Annotated in this window: 22 protein-coding genes; 11 read left to right on the top strand and 11 right to left on the bottom strand. The window is 64.8% G+C overall.

The window, feature by feature from the left end; all coding sequences use genetic code 11:
* Positions 1 to 5 precede the first annotated feature (5 nt).
* The 3 genes from SLT36_RS04875 to hemC all read right to left on the bottom strand — a co-directional run bounded on the left by SLT36_RS04875 (position 6) and on the right by hemC (position 3,144).
* On the bottom strand, positions 6 to 1,376 hold the full coding sequence (locus SLT36_RS04875) for a COG4223 family protein (protein WP_432286123.1): 1,371 nt from the start codon (positions 1,374 to 1,376) through the stop codon (positions 6 to 8).
* 121 nt (positions 1,377 to 1,497) lie between these two features.
* Entirely contained in the window at positions 1,498 to 2,214 is a 717-nt protein-coding gene (locus SLT36_RS04870) for a uroporphyrinogen-III synthase (protein WP_432286122.1), read from the bottom strand.
* Entirely contained in the window at positions 2,215 to 3,144 is a 930-nt protein-coding gene (gene hemC, locus SLT36_RS04865) for a hydroxymethylbilane synthase (protein WP_192313208.1), read from the bottom strand. It abuts the gene before it with no gap.
* 98 nt (positions 3,145 to 3,242) lie between these two features.
* Here hemC and tsaD point away from each other — a divergent pair, with 98 nt between their 5' ends.
* From tsaD to SLT36_RS04840, 5 genes are read left to right on the top strand one after another with little or no spacing between them, the layout of a single operon-like run.
* Positions 3,243 to 4,328, top strand: a complete 1,086-nt coding sequence (gene tsaD, locus SLT36_RS04860; RefSeq protein ID WP_432288243.1) for a tRNA (adenosine(37)-N6)-threonylcarbamoyltransferase complex transferase subunit TsaD — start codon at positions 3,243 to 3,245, stop codon at positions 4,326 to 4,328.
* Positions 4,325 to 5,308: an NAD(P)H-dependent glycerol-3-phosphate dehydrogenase gene (locus SLT36_RS04855; RefSeq protein WP_432286121.1), complete on the top strand. Its 984-nt coding sequence runs from the start codon at positions 4,325 to 4,327 to the stop codon at positions 5,306 to 5,308. The genes tsaD and SLT36_RS04855 overlap by 4 nt, the downstream gene beginning before the upstream one ends.
* 23 nt (positions 5,309 to 5,331) lie before the next feature.
* Positions 5,332 to 5,628 carry a YciI-like protein gene (locus SLT36_RS04850; protein WP_432286120.1) on the top strand — a complete coding sequence of 99 codons (297 nt, stop codon included), beginning with the start codon at positions 5,332 to 5,334 and terminating at the stop codon, positions 5,626 to 5,628.
* A gap of 22 nt (positions 5,629 to 5,650) precedes the next feature.
* The gene (locus SLT36_RS04845) at positions 5,651 to 6,085 is read left to right on the top strand and encodes an EVE domain-containing protein (protein ID WP_432286119.1); all 435 of its coding nucleotides are present in this window, start codon (positions 5,651 to 5,653) and stop codon (positions 6,083 to 6,085) included.
* Positions 6,040 to 6,753, top strand: a complete 714-nt coding sequence (locus SLT36_RS04840) for a class I SAM-dependent methyltransferase (protein WP_432286118.1) — start codon at positions 6,040 to 6,042, stop codon at positions 6,751 to 6,753. Before SLT36_RS04845 ends, SLT36_RS04840 begins: the two co-directional genes overlap by 46 nt.
* Before the next feature lie 90 nt (positions 6,754 to 6,843).
* On the opposite strand, the gene gcvA is transcribed toward SLT36_RS04840, so the two are convergent.
* Positions 6,844 to 7,761 (bottom strand): transcriptional regulator GcvA, encoded by a 918-nt coding sequence (gcvA, locus tag SLT36_RS04835; RefSeq protein WP_432286117.1) that lies wholly within the window; start codon positions 7,759 to 7,761, stop codon positions 6,844 to 6,846.
* A gap of 134 nt (positions 7,762 to 7,895) precedes the next feature.
* On the opposite strand from gcvA, the gene SLT36_RS04830 reads away from it, so the two are divergent.
* Complete coding sequence (locus SLT36_RS04830; RefSeq protein ID WP_432286115.1) at positions 7,896 to 8,147, top strand: hypothetical protein; 252 nt, start codon at positions 7,896 to 7,898, stop codon at positions 8,145 to 8,147.
* 82 nt (positions 8,148 to 8,229) lie between these two features.
* Here SLT36_RS04830 and SLT36_RS04825 read toward each other — a convergent pair whose 3' ends face one another.
* Positions 8,230 to 8,697: a L,D-transpeptidase family protein gene (locus SLT36_RS04825; protein ID WP_432288241.1), complete on the bottom strand. Its 468-nt coding sequence runs from the start codon at positions 8,695 to 8,697 to the stop codon at positions 8,230 to 8,232.
* 211 nt (positions 8,698 to 8,908) lie between these two features.
* On the opposite strand from SLT36_RS04825, the gene SLT36_RS04820 reads away from it, so the two are divergent.
* On the top strand, positions 8,909 to 9,592 hold the full coding sequence (locus SLT36_RS04820) for a response regulator transcription factor (protein WP_067956144.1): 684 nt from the start codon (positions 8,909 to 8,911) through the stop codon (positions 9,590 to 9,592).
* A 126-nt stretch (positions 9,593 to 9,718) separates the two neighbouring features.
* Positions 9,719 to 10,174, top strand: coding sequence for a Crp/Fnr family transcriptional regulator (locus tag SLT36_RS04815; protein WP_432286114.1), 456 nt, complete (start codon positions 9,719 to 9,721; stop codon positions 10,172 to 10,174).
* Positions 10,175 to 10,343: 169 nt separating this feature from the next.
* Here the strand turns inward: SLT36_RS04815 and SLT36_RS04810 are convergent, their stop codons facing one another.
* From SLT36_RS04810 to SLT36_RS04800, 3 genes are all read right to left on the bottom strand, one after another.
* Positions 10,344 to 11,150, bottom strand: coding sequence for an exodeoxyribonuclease III (locus SLT36_RS04810; RefSeq protein ID WP_432286113.1), 807 nt, complete (start codon positions 11,148 to 11,150; stop codon positions 10,344 to 10,346).
* Between the two features lie 185 nt (positions 11,151 to 11,335).
* Positions 11,336 to 11,992: an outer membrane lipoprotein carrier protein LolA gene (locus SLT36_RS04805; protein WP_432286112.1), complete on the bottom strand. Its 657-nt coding sequence runs from the start codon at positions 11,990 to 11,992 to the stop codon at positions 11,336 to 11,338.
* 118 nt (positions 11,993 to 12,110) lie between these two features.
* Complete coding sequence (locus SLT36_RS04800; protein ID WP_432286111.1) at positions 12,111 to 14,768, bottom strand: DNA translocase FtsK; 2,658 nt, start codon at positions 14,766 to 14,768, stop codon at positions 12,111 to 12,113.
* Between the two features lie 253 nt (positions 14,769 to 15,021).
* On the opposite strand from SLT36_RS04800, the gene SLT36_RS04795 reads away from it, so the two are divergent.
* From SLT36_RS04795 to SLT36_RS04785, 3 genes are all read left to right on the top strand, one after another.
* Positions 15,022 to 15,273: a DUF1344 domain-containing protein gene (locus tag SLT36_RS04795; RefSeq protein ID WP_432286110.1), complete on the top strand. Its 252-nt coding sequence runs from the start codon at positions 15,022 to 15,024 to the stop codon at positions 15,271 to 15,273.
* Between the two features lie 134 nt (positions 15,274 to 15,407).
* Positions 15,408 to 15,827, top strand: a complete 420-nt coding sequence (locus tag SLT36_RS04790; RefSeq protein ID WP_432286109.1) for a hypothetical protein — start codon at positions 15,408 to 15,410, stop codon at positions 15,825 to 15,827.
* 186 nt (positions 15,828 to 16,013) lie between these two features.
* Positions 16,014 to 16,820, top strand: a complete 807-nt coding sequence (locus SLT36_RS04785) for a sulfotransferase family 2 domain-containing protein (RefSeq protein ID WP_432286108.1) — start codon at positions 16,014 to 16,016, stop codon at positions 16,818 to 16,820.
* A gap of 163 nt (positions 16,821 to 16,983) precedes the next feature.
* On the opposite strand, the gene SLT36_RS04780 is transcribed toward SLT36_RS04785, so the two are convergent.
* The 3 genes from SLT36_RS04780 to SLT36_RS04770 form a co-directional block, all read right to left on the bottom strand.
* Positions 16,984 to 18,366: an ammonium transporter gene (locus tag SLT36_RS04780; RefSeq protein WP_154386726.1), complete on the bottom strand. Its 1,383-nt coding sequence runs from the start codon at positions 18,364 to 18,366 to the stop codon at positions 16,984 to 16,986.
* A gap of 30 nt (positions 18,367 to 18,396) precedes the next feature.
* On the bottom strand, positions 18,397 to 18,735 hold the full coding sequence (locus tag SLT36_RS04775) for a P-II family nitrogen regulator (protein ID WP_055975214.1): 339 nt from the start codon (positions 18,733 to 18,735) through the stop codon (positions 18,397 to 18,399).
* Between the two features lie 221 nt (positions 18,736 to 18,956).
* A complete protein-coding gene (locus tag SLT36_RS04770; protein ID WP_067956138.1) occupies positions 18,957 to 19,829 on the bottom strand; it encodes an acyl-CoA thioesterase in 873 nt (290 codons plus the stop codon).
* Positions 19,830 to 19,911 lie beyond the last annotated feature (82 nt).

The following is a 19,911-nucleotide window of genomic DNA, read 5'->3' as shown; positions in this document are numbered from 1 at the left end:
GTCCCTCATGCCTTCATCGCGCCGGCGACAAGCTTGTCGACCAGCGTTTCGACATCGAGCCGCGCCTTGAGCTTGGCAACGAAGTCGGCGCCCGCAGCCTTCGCCGTCTCGGGCAGCGTGTCATATTCGGCCAGCGCCTTGGCGAAATCGCCTTGGTTGACCGCCACCTCCATGCGCGCCACCGTCTCCGGAACGCCGGTGCCCTCGACCGCCCCGATCGGCCGCACCTGAACCAGCTGCTCGGCGCTCGACACCAGCCGTTCGAGGATGCCGGCATCCTCGTTGACCGGCTTGGCTGCAGCGATCATCGCATTCGCCGCCGCATCGGTTTCGGTCACGATATCGGCGCGTGTCGGCACGCCCTTTTCGGCATGAGCCCTGAGGGCCGCCAGTTCCGGCGCCTCCGGGGAAATCGCGGCGAAAGTTTCGAGCTCGGCGCCGAAGCCCGCACCCCGGTCGACAGCCGCCTTCAACGCCGAAGCGGCGATCGCCAGCGCGATCTTGGGCTGCGACGCCTGTGCGTCGACCTTCGAGGTGAGCGCGGAGATGGACTGCTCCAGCGTCGCGATCTTGCCGTCATCGACCGTCGCTGCCTCGCCCGCCGACTTCAGCGCCGCGTCAAGGCCGCTGACGCGCTCGGTGAGTGCTGCGATCTCGCTCGAAGCGCCGTTGTTCTGGCTGAGCGAGGTCACGGCCGTTTCAACCTGCGCGATGCGGCCGTCGAGCGTGGCAAGGGCCTCATTCGACCCGGCCTGGCCGGCCGTTGCTTTCAGCGCCTCGATGTCCGACTTCACCTGCTGGACGGCAGCGGCGAGGCCGTCGACGTCACCCTTCAGCGCCGCACCGCCATTGGCGGCAGCACCGAGATCGGCCAGCTGCGACTTCAACGAGGCGATTTCGGCCTGCATCTGTCCATTGTCCCCGGTTCCGGGACCGGGGGCACCCAGCACGCCGGCATATTGCAGCCCACCGGCCACCAACAGCGCGATCACGCCGCCGGCCAGGCCCGGCAGCAGTCCGGATGCTGATTGACGATTCGATGATGCAGCCGAGGCTGCAGCACTTGTTGCCCGCGACCCAGCCGAACTCGACGAAGCAGCACGCGACAACGCCTCGGCCTTGGGCTTTTCGGCCGGCTTGTCGTTTTCGAAGCTGTAGTCATAGGAGGCATAGGCGCTGTCTGCCTTCGCCGCCGTCTCCTCTGGCGGCGTCTCTGCCGAGGTTAGGGCTTCTTCGCCGGCCGTCGCCGCGACCGCCTCCGTCTCAGCGTCAGGCTTGGCGGCCTCTTCGACGCGCGACACCGCGCCCGGCTCCAGTTCGATCGTCACCGGATCGCGATGCGTCTTCGAATGGCGCGTCTTCGGCGTCTTGACCATGCTGGGGGCTCCGCGATTTCGTTGGCATAAATCCCGCGGCAGATGCGGGTTCGAAGATCAAAAACCAGTAACACCCACCGTCCCGCGAAAAAAGGCCGGTTGATGGCAAGTAGCCTTTCCGTCAGTCGGGATCGCCGAGAAGCGCCAGCAGCGCATCCTCATTGGGATCGCGCGCGACCTCGACCCTGATACCGCCGACCAGCGCCGAAGCGATGCGGCCGGACAGGCAAAGGCAACGCGCGTTGCGCATCAGGAAATCCGCCTCGGCGTGCATTTCCATCAGCGAACCGAAGGCGGCTGCGGCACGCGCCGAGTAAACGAGCACGGCGTCGATTGGTTGCCCGCCAAGCTGCTGGCGCACGAAGGAAGGGGCCGGAGTGAGCGCGACAGTGTCATAAGTTTCGATCGGCACCACCCGCACCCCGTTGACGCCGAGGCGACGTTCGAAGTCCGGCATCCGTACCCGGCCGCACAGATAGGCAACCGTCGCCTTGCCGAGTTCGATTGCTATCATGTCGGCGAGCGCGGCAGCGTCGCCAGGACCTTCGTTGACGGAGTAGAAGCCGGCTTTGCGCGCGCTTTCCGCGGTCTTTGCGCCAACGGCGTGACAGGGCAGGCCCCGCAGTCGCTCGACAAGCCCGCTCGGCGCGTGTCGCAATGCGTTAGCGCTTGTCACCGCGATCGCCGTCGCGCCGGACGGGACGCTTTCACGCGCCACCGGCAGCGGTCGCGTTTCGGAAAGTGGCAAAAGCACAGGCTCGAAGCCGAGCGCCTCGAGGCGCCGCGCGGTGCGGGTTGCGCCGGGTTCCGGCCTCGTCACCAGCACCCGCTGTGCCATCTAGCTCCATCCCTCGAAGAATGTGGTGCCGGCCCGTGCCCGCACCTCGTCGCCGGCATTCCGGCCGATCTCAGCGGCATCCGCCGCCCGGCCGTCGGCCTTGGCTTCGTGCCACAGCGTACCATCCGGGGTCAGGATAAGCCCGGCAAAAGACAGCCTGTCGCCGTCGATCTCGGCATATCCGGCGATCGGCGTGCGGCAAGAGCCGTCGAGTGCGGCCAGAAACGCCCTTTCGCAGGCCAGAGCCTGCCCGGTCGGCTTGTGATCAATCGCCTGGAGCATGTTGGTGACAGCAGTATCGCCAATGCGGCTCTCGATGCAGATCGCACCCTGCCCGGGGGCCGGCGGGAAGGCGTCGAGCGCCATCAGATCGGTGATGACCTCTTCGAGCCCAAGCCGGCGCAGACCGGCATTGGCGAGGATCGTGCCCTCGGCCACCCCCTCGTCAAGCTTCCTCAGGCGGGTCTGCACGTTGCCGCGGAACATCACCACGTCGAGGTCGGGCCGCATGCGTCGGATCAGCGCCTGTCGCCTGAGCGACGAGGAGCCGACGACGGCACCTTGCGGCAGTTCCATGATGCTGGGTGCCGCGCGGCCGATGAACGCATCCCTTGGGTCCTCGCGCGGCAGGAACGCCGACAATTCGAGCCCGTCGGGCAGCTGCGTCGGCATGTCCTTGGACGAATGCACGGCGATGTCGATCTCGCCGGCATACATCGCCTCTTCCAGTTCCTTGGTGAACAGCCCCTTGCCGCCGGCGAGCGACAGTGGCCGGTCCTGGATGCGGTCGCCGCTGGTCGAAATCGTCACGATCTCGAATGCCTCTTCCGGCAGGCCGTGCGCTGCCATCAGCCGCGCACGCGTCTCGTGCGCCTGGGCGAGCGCCAGCAGGCTGCCGCGGGTTCCGATTCTCAAGGCTCTAGTTTGCATAGCGCTTGGTCCGTGATAACCCCGCGCTGGCGGGGCGGTCCCGTACCTCCTATCTAGGAAATTACCACCGGGCAATCATGCAGGGTAGCGACCAATTGATCCGTGTTCTTGGCATCGAGACAAGCTGCGACGAAACCGCGGCCAGCGTCGTTGCGCTCAAATCCGGGCAGCCGCCGCGCATCCTGTCGAACACGGTATTCAGCCAGATCGACGAGCACGCGGCCTTTGGCGGCGTCGTGCCGGAGATCGCCGCGCGCGCCCATGTCGAGGCTCTCGACGGCATCGTCGAGGCGGCGCTCAAGGATTCCGGCGTTGCCCTTGAAGACATCGACGCCATTGCCGCCACGGCCGGTCCCGGCCTCGTCGGCGGGCTGATCGTCGGGCTGATGACGGCCAAGGCGATTGCCGCTTCAGTGGGCAAGCCGCTGATCGCCATCAACCATCTCGAAGGCCACGCGCTGACGGCGCGGCTCACCGACGGCCTCGCATTTCCCTACCTCTTGCTGCTCGTCTCCGGCGGCCACACCCAGATCGTCCTGGTCAAGGGCGTCGGCGACTATCAGCGCTGGGCGACCACCATCGACGACGCGCTCGGCGAAGCCTTCGACAAGACCGCCAAGATGCTGGCCCTGCCTTATCCAGGTGGCCCCAATGTCGAAAAGGCAGCCCAGTCGGGCGACGCTTCACGCTTTGTCTTCCCGCGCCCGATGAAGGGTTCAGCCCAGCCTGATTTCTCCTTCTCCGGCCTCAAGACCTCGGTGCGCCAGGCAGCAACATCGGTGGCACCCCTCAGCGACCAGGACGTCGCCGACATCTGCGCCTCCTTTCAGGCAGCCGTCACTGATACACTCGGCGACCGCGTCAAGCGCGCGCTGGCCCGCTTCCGTGACGAGTTCCCCGACACCGCAGCTCCGGCCCTCGTCGTCGCCGGCGGGGTCGCCGCCAACAAACAGATCCGCGCCATGCTGGAAAAGCTCTGCGCCAAAAACGGTTTTGCCTTCATCGCGCCACCGATGGCGCTGTGCACCGACAATGCCGCAATGATCGCCTGGGCCGGCATCGAGCGCCTGCGCGCCGATCTCGTCGAACCCAACGCATTCGATTTTGTACCGCGCTCGCGCTGGCCGCTGGACAGCGTGTCAGCCCCGGTCGTCGGTTCCGGCAGGCGGGGAGCCAAGGCATGAGCGCATACAAGGTCACGGTTCTCGGTGGCGGCGCCTGGGGCACGGCACTTGCGCTCGCCATGCTGCGCGCCGGCCATGCCGTCACGCTCTGGGCCCGCGACACAGACAGCGTCACGGCGATCGCCACGGGCACCAACCCACGCTATCTCGCCGGCATCGTCTTCGAGACAGGAATCGCCGCCACAACCGACCTTGCCCAGGCGCTTGCCGGCACCGATTGCGTGCTGGTCGTCACCCCGGCACAGGCCCTGCGCAGCGTGCTGACCGAGGTCAAGCCGCATATCTCCGACGATGTTCCGCTGGTGCTCTGCGCCAAGGGTATCGAGCGCGACACCGGCCGCCTGCTGTCCGACATCTCCAGCGCAATCTTGCCCGACAACCCCGTGGCGGCACTGTCCGGCCCGAGTTTCGCCACCGACGTCTCGCGCGGACTCCCCACCGCCGTCGTCGTCGCTGCCGAAGACGAGGCGCTGGCCTCGGCTCTGGCGGTGCGCTTCTCGGCAGCCAACCTGCGCTGCTATTCCAGCGACGACCTGATCGGTGTCGAAATCGGCGGTGCGCTGAAAAACGTCTTTGCCATCGCCGCCGGTGCCGTCACCGGGGCCGGTCTCGGCGCCTCGGCCCAGGCAGCGCTGGTCACCCGTGGCTTCGTCGAACTGCGCCGCATCGGCGCCGCCTTCGGCGCCCGCCCCGAAACGCTGATGGGCCTGTCCGGCCTCGGCGACCTGATGCTGACCTGCTCGTCGGTGCAATCGCGCAATTTCGCTTATGGCGTGGCACTAGGCAAAGGCGAAGAGCTTGCCGGCCGCCCGCTCGCCGAAGGTGTCGCCACTGCCCACATCGCCGCCCGCATCGCCCGTGAACGTGGCCTCGACGCGCCGATTATCGAGGCGGTCGCTGCCCTGCTCGACAATGCCATTACCATCAACGAGGCCGTCGCCGGGCTGATGACCCGCCCGCTGCGCGCCGAAGCCGACTGAACGTCCAAATCGAGAGGGACAACATGCTTTTCGCACTGATCTGCAAGGACAAGCCGAACCATCTCCAGGTCCGCCTCGACGCACGGCCCGACCATGTCGCCTTCCTCAACGACCTCAACGCCAAGGGCGCGCTGAAATTCGCCGGCCCCTTCCTTGATGCCGACGGCAAGCCGGATGGTTCGCTCGTCGTCATCGAAGCCGCTGACGCGGAGGCTGCCCAGGCAATCGCCGGCACCGACCCCTACGCCAAGGCCGGCCTGTTCGAGAGCGTCCAGATCCGGCCGTGGAACTGGGTCTTCAACAACCCGGCCGGCGCCTGACCACAAGCCAAGAGGGGACGAGATGAGCGAGAAGAAATACTGGCTGTTCAAATCCGAGCCGTTCAAATTCTCCTTCGAGATGCTGAAGGCCAAGGGCAAGGAAGGCACGCAGTGGGACGGCGTGCGCAACTACCTCGCCCGCAACAACATGCGCGCCATGCAGATCGGCGACCTCGGCTTTTTCTACCACTCCAATGAGGGGCTCGAAGTCGTCGGCATCGCCGAGGTCTGCGCGCTCGCCCATCATGACACAACGACTGAAGACCCGCGTTGGGAGTGCGTCGACATCCGCTACCACAGCCCTGTCCCCAAGCCGGTGACCCTTGCCGACGTCAAGGCCAATCCGAAGCTCGAAAAGATGGCGCTCGTCACCTCGATGCGCCTGTCCGTCCAGCCGGTGACGCCTGACGAATGGCAGGAGGTCTGCCGCATGGCGGGCCTCGACAAGGCGCCGTGACCACGGTTTCCCCGACACGGCTGACATCAGAGGGGGCGGCAAGCTTCATCCGCGCCAACACGGCGCTGATGCGGCCGCCGCATGTGCCCGAGGTCGCGCTCCATCTCGCCGACGAAGCCCACGACCTCTGGCATCGCACCGAGGAAGAGCTGTCCGAGATCGGCCTGCCGCCGCCCTTCTGGGCCTTCGCCTGGGCCGGCGGCCAGGGTCTGGCCCGCTACGTGCTCGATCATCCCGAAACCGTGGCCGGCAAGCGCGTGCTCGACTTTGCCTCCGGCTCGGGTCTCGTCGCCATTGCTGCGATGAAGGCAGGTGCAGCACGTCTCACCGGCGCCGACATCGACCCGTTCTGCGAGGCGGCGATCCGCCTCAACGCCGAGGCCAATGCCGTCGAAGTCGGCTTCGTCGGTGCCGACCAGGTCGGGCGCGACGACGGCTGGGATGTCGTGCTCGCTGGCGACGTGTTCTACGAAAAGCCCTTCGCCGACCGGCTGGTGCCCTGGTTCGAAGCGCTTCGGACCCGCGGTGCCGACGTGCTCGTCGGCGACCCCGGCCGCTCCTACCTGCCCAAGGACCGGCTGCAAGAGCTCGCCACCTACGAGGTGCCGGTCACCCGCGCCCTCGAGGACGCCGAGGTCAAGCGCACCACCGTCTGGCGATTTGCCTGAACCGAGCTCCCCGCGATCGTCATCCCGGGCGGTTGGGTCGGGATAAGCTGCGCTGCGCTCCGGTTACCGGGATGACGTGCATCGACGCACTCAAATCTCCGTCTTCGCCGCCTCCTCGATGATCCAGTCTCGGAATGCTCCGATGCGCGGGTCGCCCTCCGAGGTCTTGGGATAGACCAGGAAATAGGCGAACTCGCGCGACACCCGGATGCCCAGGTCGAATGGCCGGACCAGCCGCCCCTCCGACAGGTCGTTGGCGACCATGGCGAAATCGGCAAGCGCCACGACGCTGCCGTCGATCGCCGCCTGTACCGCGTCCGACGAGGTGGTGAAGACGATGGCGCGGCTGTCGTCGAAATCGTCGACGCCGGCAGCTGCCATCCACATCCGCCAGTTCGGCCAGGTCACGCCCTGCTGCGACCACTCGATATGCACCAGTGTGTGGTGGAACAGGTCGCGCGGCACCTTGAGCGGCGGCCCGGATACCAGGAGCCGTGGGCTGCACACCGGGATGATCATGTTGTCGAACAGCCGGTCGGCGCGCAGGCCGGGATACTTGCCCATGCCGAAGCGGATCGCCACATCGACATCGTCGAGGTCGAAGTCGCGTACCTCGTAGCTGATGTCGAAACGCAGTTCGATGTCGGGATGCAGCTTGCGGAACCCGTCGATGCGCCGCATCAGCCATTTCGAGGCGAACTGCGCGTCGAGCGTCACCTTGAGCAGCGCCGTGCCGCGGCTGAGCTTGCGCGCACGAGACACCGCGCGGTTGAGCACGTCGAGCGCATCGACCGAAGCGTCGACCAGCGCCGATCCTGCCTCGGTCAGCCTGATGCTCCGACTGGTGCGGATGAACAGGGTGACGCCGAGCTGGTCCTCGATTTCCTTGATCTGGTGGCTGACCGCAGCCGGCGTCAGGCCGAGCTCGTCGGCGGCGCGGGTGAAATTCAGATGCTTGCCGGCGGCCGCCAGCGTTCGCAAAGCACGTGTCCCAGGTACGAAGCGCATTGCCGGATCTTCAAATTTGGTTTGATGGTCGAGAAAGAACTACTCGTTTCTCTTTTGCCTTTCAGCACTGCATCATGAGCCCAGTTCAACCAATGTCAAACCGGATTTGATGTCCGGACGAAACGGAAATGACCATGTCCACCGCTGTCTTGAGAACCACCTTTGTCCAGCCGTCGCGGCTGCAGCCGGTTTTCGACTGGCTTCGCCAGATGCGGGCAGCACTCAACGTGCCTGCGCCGCAGGATGCGGCCGAGCTGTCGGAGCATTATCGCCGCGACACCGGCATCGCCCAAAAGGATATCGCCAGGGCCGTCGATGCGGATCTCGGCCGTCTCGGCCTGCTCGACATCGGCTGGCAGCAGCCCCGCCGCCAGAACCGTCACTGATTCCCATCTCCCAAGCTCACTCTGGGAGCACGCTCGGCCCGAGGATCATGTCTCCCGATCTTCGGGCCGCTTTCTTTCCATCCTAGCGCACCACCTTCAGCACGGTCCGGCGCGACAGTTGCGGCAGAAGCCGCGCCATCACCTGCGCCGTCACCGCGACGCAGCCTTGCGTCGGCGGGAAGCCAGGCCGCGCCAGGTGGAAGAAGATCGCACTGCCGCGCCCGCGCCGCCTTGGCCTGATATTCCAGTCGAGCACCAGGCAGGCGTCGTAGAGGTTGTCGTCGCGCTTCAACCGCTCATGGCTGGCGCCGTAAGGTATCTTTACCGGCCTGTTGTAGTTGCGGTCGTCCGGCACCTCGCACCAGCCGAGATCGGCGCTGATCGGGCTCATCGGCAGGCGGCTCTGCCCCGCCACGAACTGGTCGCGGCGGACATAGCCCGACAACAGCCGCATCGACGCCAGCGGCGTGCCGCCGTCGCCCTCGCGCTTGCTCGCGGTGATGCCTCCGCGCCCCAGCGCGCAGGGAAACACCAGCCCGCCGACCTGCATCAGCCCCTTGGTCGGGTCGCCGGGCTTGGCCCGCACGACGATTGTCGAAATGCCATTGCGCAAAAATGCACCCGCCCCAATTACGCCTTTGATTTTTCTTGTATGATCGCCTTGCGGAACAAATCACTACCGCTGAAAGTTGTGGCGATCAGCTTCCGCATTCGATTGCCGCGGTCAACTGAATACTGATTTTGAAACAACGGATTGATCCATGACCTCACGCACCATCCTCATCGTCGACGATGACGACGATCTGCGCAGCACATTGGTCGAACAGCTGGCGCTCTACGAGGAGTTCGAAGTCCTTGAGGAAGCGACGGCAGCCAAGGGCGTCAACGCGGCGCGCGCCGGCCTCATAGACCTGCTGATCATGGATGTCGGCCTGCCCGACATGGATGGACGCGAGGCGGTCAAGATCCTGCGCAAGGGCGGCTACAAGGCGCCGATCATCATGCTGACCGGCCACGACACCGATTCCGACACCATCCTCGGCCTCGAAGCCGGCGCCAACGACTATGTCACCAAGCCGTTCCGCTTCGCCGTCCTGCTCGCCCGCATCCGCGCCCAGCTGCGCCAGCACGAGCAGAGTGAGGACGCCACCTTCTCGGTCGGCCCCTACACGTTCAAGCCGAGCCAGAAGCTTCTCATCGACGCCCGCGGCGGCAAGGTCAGGCTGACCGAAAAGGAAGCCTCGATCATCAAATATCTCTACCGCGCCGACCAGAAAGTGGTCACCCGCGACGTCCTTCTCGAGGAAGTCTGGGGTTATAATTCGGGGGTCACGACCCACACGCTGGAAACCCATGTCTACCGGCTGCGCCAGAAGATCGAGCGCGATCCTTCCAATGCTGAAATTCTTGTGACAGAAAGCGGCGGATACAAGCTGGTCCCCTGACTGGTTTGCTGAATCGCCCCAAAATCAGCTTTGGTTTTCGGGGGGATAAGCGGAATATGTTGTTAGTTTGGAACGGGGAACCGGCTAACAACGGGAGGGGAGCCAGTCTGAGAAGTCGGGGACATAATGGCGCTGGATGACGACATCCGCATCCTGTCCGGCGTGAGGCTGTTTGAGGGCTTCACACAAGAACAGCTGCGTTTGCTGGCCTTCGGTGCGGAGAATGTGAACCTCCCCGCCGATCGCAAGCTCTACCGCGAGGACGACGAGGCCGATTCGGCCTATGTCGTGATATCGGGACGTATTGCGCTTTACCGCGAGATCGACGGCGTGCGCGCCGATCTTGGCTCCGCCGGGCCCGGCTCGATGCTCGGCGAGCTCGCCCTCATCGCCGACACCAGGCGCCTGACCAGTGCCGCTGCCGCCATTGATTCGGAAATCATCCGGCTCAACCGCAAGATGTTCCACCGCATCCTAGAGGAATACCCCGAACTCGCAGAGCGGCTGCACCAGCACATCCTCGAAGACCTCCAGGACATGATCGCCCGCATCGAAAGCATGGCGCCGCGATTCGGGAAGTAGTCGGCCAGCCGTCAATTCAATTCGGCCAGCTGGGCGCGGCCGGATCAGGCCAGGCCGAGCCGAGCCGAAAATGATGGATTTCGAGAACCGGAGCGGAGCGGACATTCAGGTCCGTAAGCACCGGAAGCGCAGAAAGCCGCCATTTGCAGGCCGGCCTCGCCAGAATCCCTCAGTCCAGGTCGAAGCGCGCTATGACTGGCACATGATCCGACGGCCGTTCCCAGCCGCGGGCGGCGCTCAGGATGTCGATGCCGGCAAGCTTGGGCGCGAGATTGGCCGAGGACCAGACGTGATCGAGCCGTCGGCCGCGGTTGGAGGTCTCCCAGTCCTTCGCCCGATAGCTCCACCAAGTGTAGATCTTCTGGTCGTCAGGCACGTTGAGCCGCATCAGATCGACCCATTCGCCGGCCTTGCGCATCGCCTCGAAACTCTCGGTCTCGACCGGCGTGTGGCTGACGACGTTGAGCAGTTGCTTGTGCGACCAGACGTCGTGCTCCAATGGCGCAATGTTGAGGTCGCCGACCAGCACCGAAGCCGAACCTTCGTCATGGTCGGCGCGGATGGCGTTCATCTCCGAAACGAAGCCGAGCTTGTGGCGGAACTTCAGATTGATCTCGACATCCGGCTCGTCACCGCCGGCCGGAACGTAGAAATTGTGCAGCGTCACCTTCTTGCCGCCGGCCTCGAAGCGCACCGACAAATGCCGACTGTCGTCGATCTCGCAGAACCGCCGCTTCTCCACGATCTCCAGCGGCCGCCGCGCCACAGTGGCGACGCCGTGGTAGCCCTTCTGGCCATGGAAGGCGATGTGCTCGTAGCCTGCCTTGCGGAACGCCGCCGAGGGAAACTGGTCGTCGGGACACTTGGTTTCCTGCAGGCACAAAACGTCAGGCGCCTGCTCGCTCAGCAGCCGCTCGACCAGCGGCATGCGCAGGCGCACGGAGTTGATGTTCCAGGTGGCGATGGAAAAGGGCATGGCAGGTTCCGGCAACAGGTTGCGGCGGAACCTGCCAGCACCGACTTGAGATGACAAGGCACGATGCCCGATGCGGCGCCCGAGCCGCCGATGTCCACAACTAAGCCGGGCAGTCCAGCGAATGAGGCCGCGCACATAGCTTGCCCCGCCAGATGGCCGGCAAGGTAGAGTTGGCTGGCAGCCTGTTAGTCGCTCTTCTTCTGCGCGTTCAGCTCACGATTGAGCTTGTAGTCGATCTTGAACGTATCGCCCGGGAAGGAACCGCCCTGCTTGACGTTGAACACCATGACGGTGGTGTCCTTGCCCTGCGCGTCGGTGATCGTCCACTGGCGCAGTTCGTAGGTCTTGGGGTCGAACATCATGGTGATGGTCGAATTGCCGAAGACCTGCTTGTCCGACAGCTTGATGGTGGTCAGGTCATCCTCTTCGGTGACGCTCTTGACCTTGTTGCCGCTGAGGTCGATGCGCTCGTCGAGCAAAAGCTTCAGCGGCGTTTTCGACAGCGGATAGAGGTCGGAGGTGCGCATCTTCGAGTTGAGGATGACCACCGACTGGCCGTCGGAAATCACCTTGAAGTTCGACGGTGCCTCGTAGTTGAAGCGGATCTTTCCCGGACGCTGCAGGAAGAACTTGCCGCCGGTCTGTTCGCCGCGCGGACCAAACTGCACGAACTCGCCCGACATCGAGCGCACGCTCGAGAAATGATCGGCGATGCGCTGGGCTGCATCGGAGCCTTGTGCCTGTACCGGGCCGTTGAAGGCCACCAGCGGCGTCGCGGTCAGCGCGATCGCGGCCGCGAAGCCGAGCAGGCGTCGGCGGGTCGGAGTGCGGATATCGTTCATGCCGGTTACTCTCTCATTCAAGTTCGACGGTTGTATCGGCACTTAGTAGGGCTGAAGTTTGACATGGTTCACGGCCTCGCGCACTGAACGCGAAAACGTGATCGCCGGTTCCCCGATCCTACATCTTGTCGTCTTCCGTCGGCACCAGAATCTCGCGCTTGCCGGCATGATTTGCCGGACCGACGATGCCCTCCTGCTCCATTCGCTCGATGATCGACGCGGCGCGGTTGTAGCCGATGCCGAGGCGGCGCTGGATGTAGCTTGTCGACGCCTTGCCGTCGCGCAGCACCACCGAGACCGCCTGGTCGTAGGGGTCGTCCGAATCCTCGAAGTTGCCGCCGCCATTGCCGCCGCCCTTGCCCGACGGCTCGTCCTCGTCCTCGCCGTCATCCTCGGTGATGGCGTCGAGATATTCCGGCACGCCCTGCAGCTTGAGATGGGCGACGACCTTCTCGACCTCGTCGTCGGCGACGAACGGGCCATGGACGCGCTGGATGCGGCCGCCGCCAGCCATGTAGAGCATGTCGCCCATGCCGAGCAGCTGCTCGGCGCCCTGCTCGCCGAGAATGGTGCGGCTGTCGATCTTGGACGTCACCTGGAACGAGATGCGGGTCGGGAAATTGGCCTTGATGGTGCCGGTGATGACGTCGACCGACGGACGCTGGGTCGCCATGATGACGTGGATGCCGGCCGCGCGCGCCATCTGCGCCAGGCGCTGGACGGCACCTTCGATGTCCTTGCCGGCGACCATCATCAGGTCGGCCATCTCGTCGATGATGACGACGATGTAGGGCAGCGGCGCCAAATCGAGATTTTCGGTTTCGTAGATCGCCTCGCCGGTCTGACGGTCGAAGCCGGTCTGCACCGTGCGCGAGATCTGCTCGCCCTTCTTTTCCGCCTGGCTGACGCGCGCGTTGAAGCCGTCGATGTTGCGCACGCCGACCTTGGACATCTTGCGGTAGCGGTCTTCCATCTCCCGCACCGTCCATTTCAGCGCCACCACGGCCTTCTTTGGATCGGTGACGACAGGGGTCAGAAGATGCGGGATGCCGTCATAGACCGACAGTTCCAGCATCTTCGGATCGATCATGATCAGGCGGCATTCCTGCGGCGTCATCCGATAGAGCAAGGACAGGATCATGGTGTTGATGGCGACCGACTTGCCCGAGCCGGTGGTACCGGCGACCAGCACGTGCGGCATCTTGGCGATGTCGACGATGACGGCCTCGCCATTGATCGTCTTGCCAAGTGCCAGCGCCAGCTTCGACTTGGTCGTCTCGAAGTCGCGGCTCGCCAGAATCTCGCGGAGATAGACGGTTTCGCGCTTGGCGTTCGGCAGTTCGATGCCGATCGCATTGCGCCCCGGCACCACCGCGACGCGGGCGGCAATCGCGCTCATCGAGCGGGCGATGTCGTCGGCGAGGCCGATGACGCGACTCGACTTGATACCGGGCGCCGGCTCCAGTTCGTAGAGCGTGACGACGGGGCCGGGACGGACATGGATGATCTCGCCCTTGACGCCGAAATCTTCGAGCACGCCTTCCAGCAGGCGCGCATTCTGTTCCAGCGCATCCTTGGAAAGCGAGGCGTCACGCACGACGTTCTTGGGCTCGGCCAGGAAATGCAGCGACGGCATCTCGAATGTCTCGGTGCCGATCAGCGTGGTCTGGGCCTCGCGCTGGACACGGGCTCCTGGTGCCGGCCGCGGGGCCGGTGCGGCGACACGCGCGGCGGGAGATCCAGCCTCCGGCGAGCGGAAATTCTGCACCTGGGCATTGGCGCCCCGGCGCTCGGACGACACCGGCGGCATGTCCATGTCGTCGTCGTCACCGAAGACATCCTGGTCGTTGGGGTCGACCGAAACCGAGCGTTCCGACACCATCTGGGCAAAGAATTCGGGTTCGACGCGGGCGCGGCCGCCTGTCGTAACGCGCTGCTCGGCGCGCTCGGCCGATTCGACGCGCTCGGCCGCCTGCCGCCAGGCGCTCTCGCGCTTGACCGGCGGCAGGTCGTAGCCTTCCAGCTCGCGCCGCTTGGCGGCGCGGCGGCGCATCCAGGCCCTGGCCGACAGCCACCAGTGGGTGATGGCGCCCAGCGCCAGCACGCCCTCGTTTTCGTCCTCGTCCTCGTCGTCGAAGCTGGCGAAATCCTGCTCGCGCATGTCGGGCTTGGGCTTGGGATTGACCACTGCAAAGCCGTTCTCGCGGTTGAGCAGGCCGGCGCCGAACGCAAACAGCCAGATCGCCGGCGCAATCAGCAACACGCCAATGACGGTGGCGATCAGCCCGGTTGGATAGCCGCCGATGAACAGCCCCGGCACCTTGAGCACCATGTCGCCGAACACGCCACCGAGACCGGTCGGCAGCGGCCAGGTCGGCGGTGCGCCGACACAGCCGGCAATGGCCGCGCCAAGAAGTGCCGAGCCGAACCAGACCAGACCGCGCTTGGGCATGCGGTCGACGCCGCGCGCGGTGACGAACAGCACGCCCCAGATCACCGCCGGCATCAGGGCAGCGACCGAGGCAAGGCCGAAGAACTGCATGGCGAGATCGGCGAACACCGCACCCGGATACCCCATGGCGTTGGTGACGGGATTGTCGGTGGCATGGCTGAAGCTCGGGTCGGCGACATTCCAGGTGCCGAGCGCCGCCAGCCCGAAGGCCACGAAGGCAAACAGGCCCAGACCCGCCGCGCGGCCTGCCTGCCGTCGCGCGAATGCCTGAATGCCGTGCCCCGTCTCGGTCAGCGCGAGCGGTGAGGAAACCCCAGAACGCATGCCTCGTCCCCGTCCATTGATGCCGTGGCCCGCATGCGGACGCATGGCGGGCAGATTCGTTTGTCAGACTATCGAAGCGAAGGTTAAGGCGGCATTAAGGTTAAGCCATTGTTCACGCAACAGCCCCTTGGACGCTTCCGCGAGCGGCGGCAAACACCGCGTCACTCCTCCCCGGCATAGGCATTTTTGATGCAACCATCCTGTCTCCGTGGCGTTGGGTCTGCCGGAAGGGATCAGAAACGAGGAGAATAAAATGAGAAAGCTCATTTTGGCGTTGGGTGCCGCAGCCTTGATGGCTGGCGCCGCCTGGGCAGCTTCGGCCGACGGCGTGATCAAGGAGTTCAATAAGGACACCCGCGTGATTACGCTCGAGGACGGCAAGAGCTATACCGTCCCGGCTGACGTGGCGCTTCCCGCAGATCTTGCGGCAGGCATGAAGGTGTCGATCACCGTTGCTGATGACGACGCCACCAAGGTGACCGCCGTCATGACGTCGGCGATGTAACGCCCCCCGACGGGGCTCGCAGAAACCCCGTCCCGACAGGGCGGGGTTTTTGCATGTCCGGGTTCAAAACAGGCTTGCCGCAGAGACCGCAGCGCCATAGTTTTCCATATTAGGAAAATCTAATGGAGGCAGCGATGAAGCACCATAGCATCGAGCAACTGCAGGCCTTCGCAGACATCCAGCCGCTCAGCCCCTATCTGCCGCTGACGCGTACCGAGCGTCTCGAGCGCTGGGCGCAACTGCTGGAAGATCAGCCGGAACGGCGCCTCGGCACACTTTCCGGCACCGAATACGCGCCGCGCGCCGAACGGCTCGCCATGCGCGTGCCGGGCTCGCCCATCACCGTGGCATTCGAGGATCCCGCCTTCCGGGCAGCCGGCCTCGAAGACGACAGCTATGGGGCTGCCAAGCGCTTCTTCGACCTATCCGACCGGCAGCTGCACAACATCGTCTGCTACTGCCATTTCGGCGACGCGGTCAGGGGCGCGAGTGCTGCCCGCCGTGTCCGGGCAGCGATCAGCATGTGGACGCGCATCCGGGCGTTCTTCGCCTGAAGGCGCGCAAGGCACTCCAGAATCCAGCTAAGGGCCCGGCTGGCTCGGGCCCCGGTGGACGCTGCGCCTGCTGCCATCGGGTAGACACATTAGGATGTACACATATAATCGACTGACCGGGTAACGACCCGGATCGCGCGACGTACCTCCGTCGCTTTGCCCCCTTGGAATCAAGCCAGGAGCCAGATGCCGACAGGATTGAGATTCTTCGACGCCACTTATTATCCCGTGCCTAAGAGCGGCAGCAGCAGCGTCAAGTACCTGCTCATGCAGGTAGCAGGCGCCGGCCAGGCCCTCAACAATCCCGACGACGACGTCCACCACCACCTCGGCACCAATCTGGTCGATCCGTTTCGCCCGATGCACAATGCCGACGCCAAGCCCTTTACCATCGTCAGGGACCCGGTCGAGCGGCTGCTGTCGGCCTATTCCGACCGTGTCGTCAAAGCCGGCCTGCTGACGTCAGATGAAGCCGACAGCCCGCTGGCCCGCGAGCTCGGCCTGTCGCTCGAACCGGACCTCGAGACGTTCATCCTCAGGGTCGAGGACTATTGCCGCATCTGCGCCGACGTCCGCTTTCACGTCGCCTCGCCGCGCTACTTTCTCGGCAGCAACCTTTTCCTCTTCGACCGGGTGTTCAAACTCGAGAAGATCGACCAGGTCGCGGCCTATATCAGCGAGATCGTCGGCCAGGATGTGTCGATGCCGCACATCCACGTCTCGAGCGGCCAGGCCAGCCCGTCCGACCTGTCGCCGGCAGCACTCGCCAAGGCGCTGCGCTTCTGCCGCTACGATTACGCCTTCCTCGTCGACCTCTACGACGCCGGCCGCTGGGGCACCATTCCGCGCGGCACGCGCCGCGATCCATCGACACTGAGCGTCTATCGCGACCCGGCGAAATATGAGGGCGACAGCTATCCCCGCACGCCGCGCAACCTGCGCAATTTCCTGAGCAAGCGTCCGCTCGATCCGGCATTGCCCAAGGCCGACTAACAACTCCAGACAAAAAAGGAGGCCCGGATTGCTCCGGGCCTCAAAGCGCAGCTGCCTTGAGGGCGGCCACGACGGGATTAGGGAGGATGTTGCGCGGCCAGGGCCGTCGGCCGCGCGGCGCCGGAGCACGATCCCTAGGGGGAGGACCGCGCTCCAACAGGCATCAGGAGTGGTAGGCCACTTCACCATGCGAGGTCAGGTCGAGGCCCTGGCGTTCGGCTTCGACGGTCGGGCGCAGGCCGACGAGCAGGTCGACCAGCTTGTAGAGTACCAGCGAGCCGATGCCGCACCAGATGACGGTCACCGAGACAGCGAGGAACTGCGTCCAGACCTGGCCGCCGATCGACATTTCGCCGTAGCCGATGCCGCCGAGCGCCTTGGCGTTGAACACGCCGGTGCCGATGGCGCCGACGATGCCACCGACGCCGTGGATGCCGAACACGTCGAGCGAGTCGTCATAGCCGAGCTTGATCTTCACCACCGCCACGAAGAAGTAGCAGATCACCGAGGCGATGGCGCCGAGCGCGATGGCGCCGACCGGACCGACGAAGCCGGCGGCAGGCGTCACCGCGACGAGGCCGGCGACCATGCCGGAAGCCGCACCCAGCATCGACGCCTTGCCGCGGGCAACCACTTCGATGATCACCCAGGCGAGGATCGCGCCGGCAGTGGCGGTGAAGGTGTTGATCATCGCAAGTGCCGCACCGCCATTGGCTTCGAGGTTCGAGCCGGCATTGAAGCCGAACCAGCCGACCCACAGGATCGAGGCGCCGACCATGGTCAGCGTCATCGAGTGCGGGGCCATGTTGTCCTTGCCGTAGCCCGTGCGCTTGCCGATCACCAGGGCGCCGACCAGGGCGGCGATGCCGGCATTGATGTGCACGACGGTACCGCCGGCGAAATCAAGCGCGCCCCAGCCATAGATCAGGCCATCCGAATCCCAGACCATGTGGGCGATCGGGAAATAGACGACCGTCACCCACAGCGCGACGAACAGCAGCACCGCCGAGAACTTGATGCGTTCGGCAAAGGCGCCGACGATCAGCGCCGGCGTGATGCAGGCAAAGGTCATCTGGAAGACGATGAAGACGTATTCGGGGATGACGATGCCCTTGGTGAAGGTCGCCGCCATGCTCTCGGGCGTCACGCCGGCCAAAAATGCCTTGCCGAGGCCGCCCCAATACGGGCTCGGCGCGTCGCCGAAGGCCATCGAGTAGCCCCAGAACGTCCAGATCACGATCACCAGCGCCACGATCATCGTGCACTGCATCAGCACCGACAGCATGTTCTTGGCGCGCACCAGGCCGCCATAGAACAGCGCCAGGCCCGGCAGTGCCATGAACAGCACAAGCAGCGACGAGGTCAGCATCCAGGCGACGTCGCCCTTTTCCATGACGTCGGCAGGCGCCGGCGCGGCTGCAGCGGCATCTGCTGCTGCGGGTGCGGCTTCCTGGGCGAAGGCCGCGACCGTTCCCAGGGCAGTCAGTGCGAGCGTGCCGACAAGGGCCGTCCGCGCCGCCGTCTTCAATGAGGTTGGAATTTGCATTGAGGTCTCCATGAGAATTGGTTGGCCTGCTCAGAGCGCGTCGGTGTCGGTTTCGCCGGTACGGATGCGCACGGCCTGGTCGATGCCGAAGACGAAAATCTTGCCGTCGCCGATCTGGCCGGTCTTGGCGGCCCCGGTGATCGCCTCCACGGCCTTGTCGACGAGGTCGGTCGAGACGGCGACTTCGATCTTGATCTTGGGCAGGAAGCTCACGGCATATTCGGCGCCGCGGTAGATCTCGGTATGTCCCTTTTGCCGTCCGTAGCCTTTGACTTCGGTGACGGTCAGGCCCTGGATGCCGACATTGGTGAGCGCTTCGCGCACCTCGTCGAGCTTGAACGGCTTGATGATGGCCATCACGATTTTCATCAGGTTTCACCCCTTTCTGATGCGGGTCCCCCGCGTTGCAGACGTCGCCAGCGGACCCGAAGACCACCGGTGAGTGACCAAGGCTATTCAAGCTCCGTGCCAGTTTGCCCCAGCGCAAGCCAACCATTTGAAATTTAATGAAAATGCGCTGCGCGCAGGCGACATCCTTCGCAGGTGCAGCAAAGCACCTGCTCACAGAATGTGCAAAATATCTAAAATGCCTATTTCGTAGGCTTGGTCCGCAGGCGGATCAGCCCCTCCTGTGCCACCGAAGCGACCAGCGTGCCGTCCTGGGCATAGAGCGCGCCGCGCGTGAAGCCGCGCGAACCCGAAGTCGAAGGGCTGTCTTGGGTGTAAAGCAGCCAGCCGTCGAGCGCATGCTCACGATGGAACCACATCGCGTGGTCGATACTCGCCGCCTGGATGTCGGGATCGAAGATGCCACGGCCATGGGCAAAGGTTGCCGTATCGAGCAGCGTCATGTCGGAAAGATAGGCAAGCACCGCACAGCGCAGTGCCCGGTCGTTCGGCACCGGGCCGGTCAGGCGGATCCACACCTTCTGCAGCGGCGGCAGCTTGTCGCGGCTCGAATAATGCTCGGCATAGACCGGCCTCAGCTCCAGCGGCCGTTCCTTGGCCCAGAACAGCCTGATCTGCTCGGGCACATGGGTGGCCTCAGCCAGCAGCTCGCGCTGCGACTTGAGCTCTTCCGGCGGCGGCACGTCGAGCGGCATCGGCATCTGGTACTCCAGGCCCTGCTCCTCGACCTGGAACGACGCTTCGAGCGAAAAGATCGCGTGGCCATGCTGGATCGCCACCACGCGCCGCGTGGTGAAGCTGCCGCCGTCGCGGATGCGGTCGACCTCGTAGATGATCGGCACGGTGATATCGCCGGGCCGCATGAAGTAGCCGTGCAGCGAATGCACGTGCCGGTCCGGCTCGACGGTGCGCTGTGCCGCCACCAGCGCCTGGGCGATGGTCTGGCCGCCAAACACGCGCTGCCACTGAACCTGCGGGCTGCGACCACGGAACAGGTTGTGTTCCAGCTTCTCGAGATTGAGAATGCTGAGAAGCTCTTGTATTCCGGCCGGCATGCTTTTCCCCTTTTCGGGACGAAGTATATCCGGTTTCCAGCAGGAAGCCCCCGTCGAGTCAAGGCGGGAAGCCTAGCCGTAA

This window comes from Aminobacter sp. BA135 (genome assembly GCF_050859125.1).
Lineage (GTDB): Bacteria > Pseudomonadota > Alphaproteobacteria > Rhizobiales > Rhizobiaceae > Aminobacter > Aminobacter ciceronei.
The sequence above is the reverse complement of the archived record's forward strand: the minus strand, read 5'-3'. Positions and strand labels throughout refer to the sequence as shown.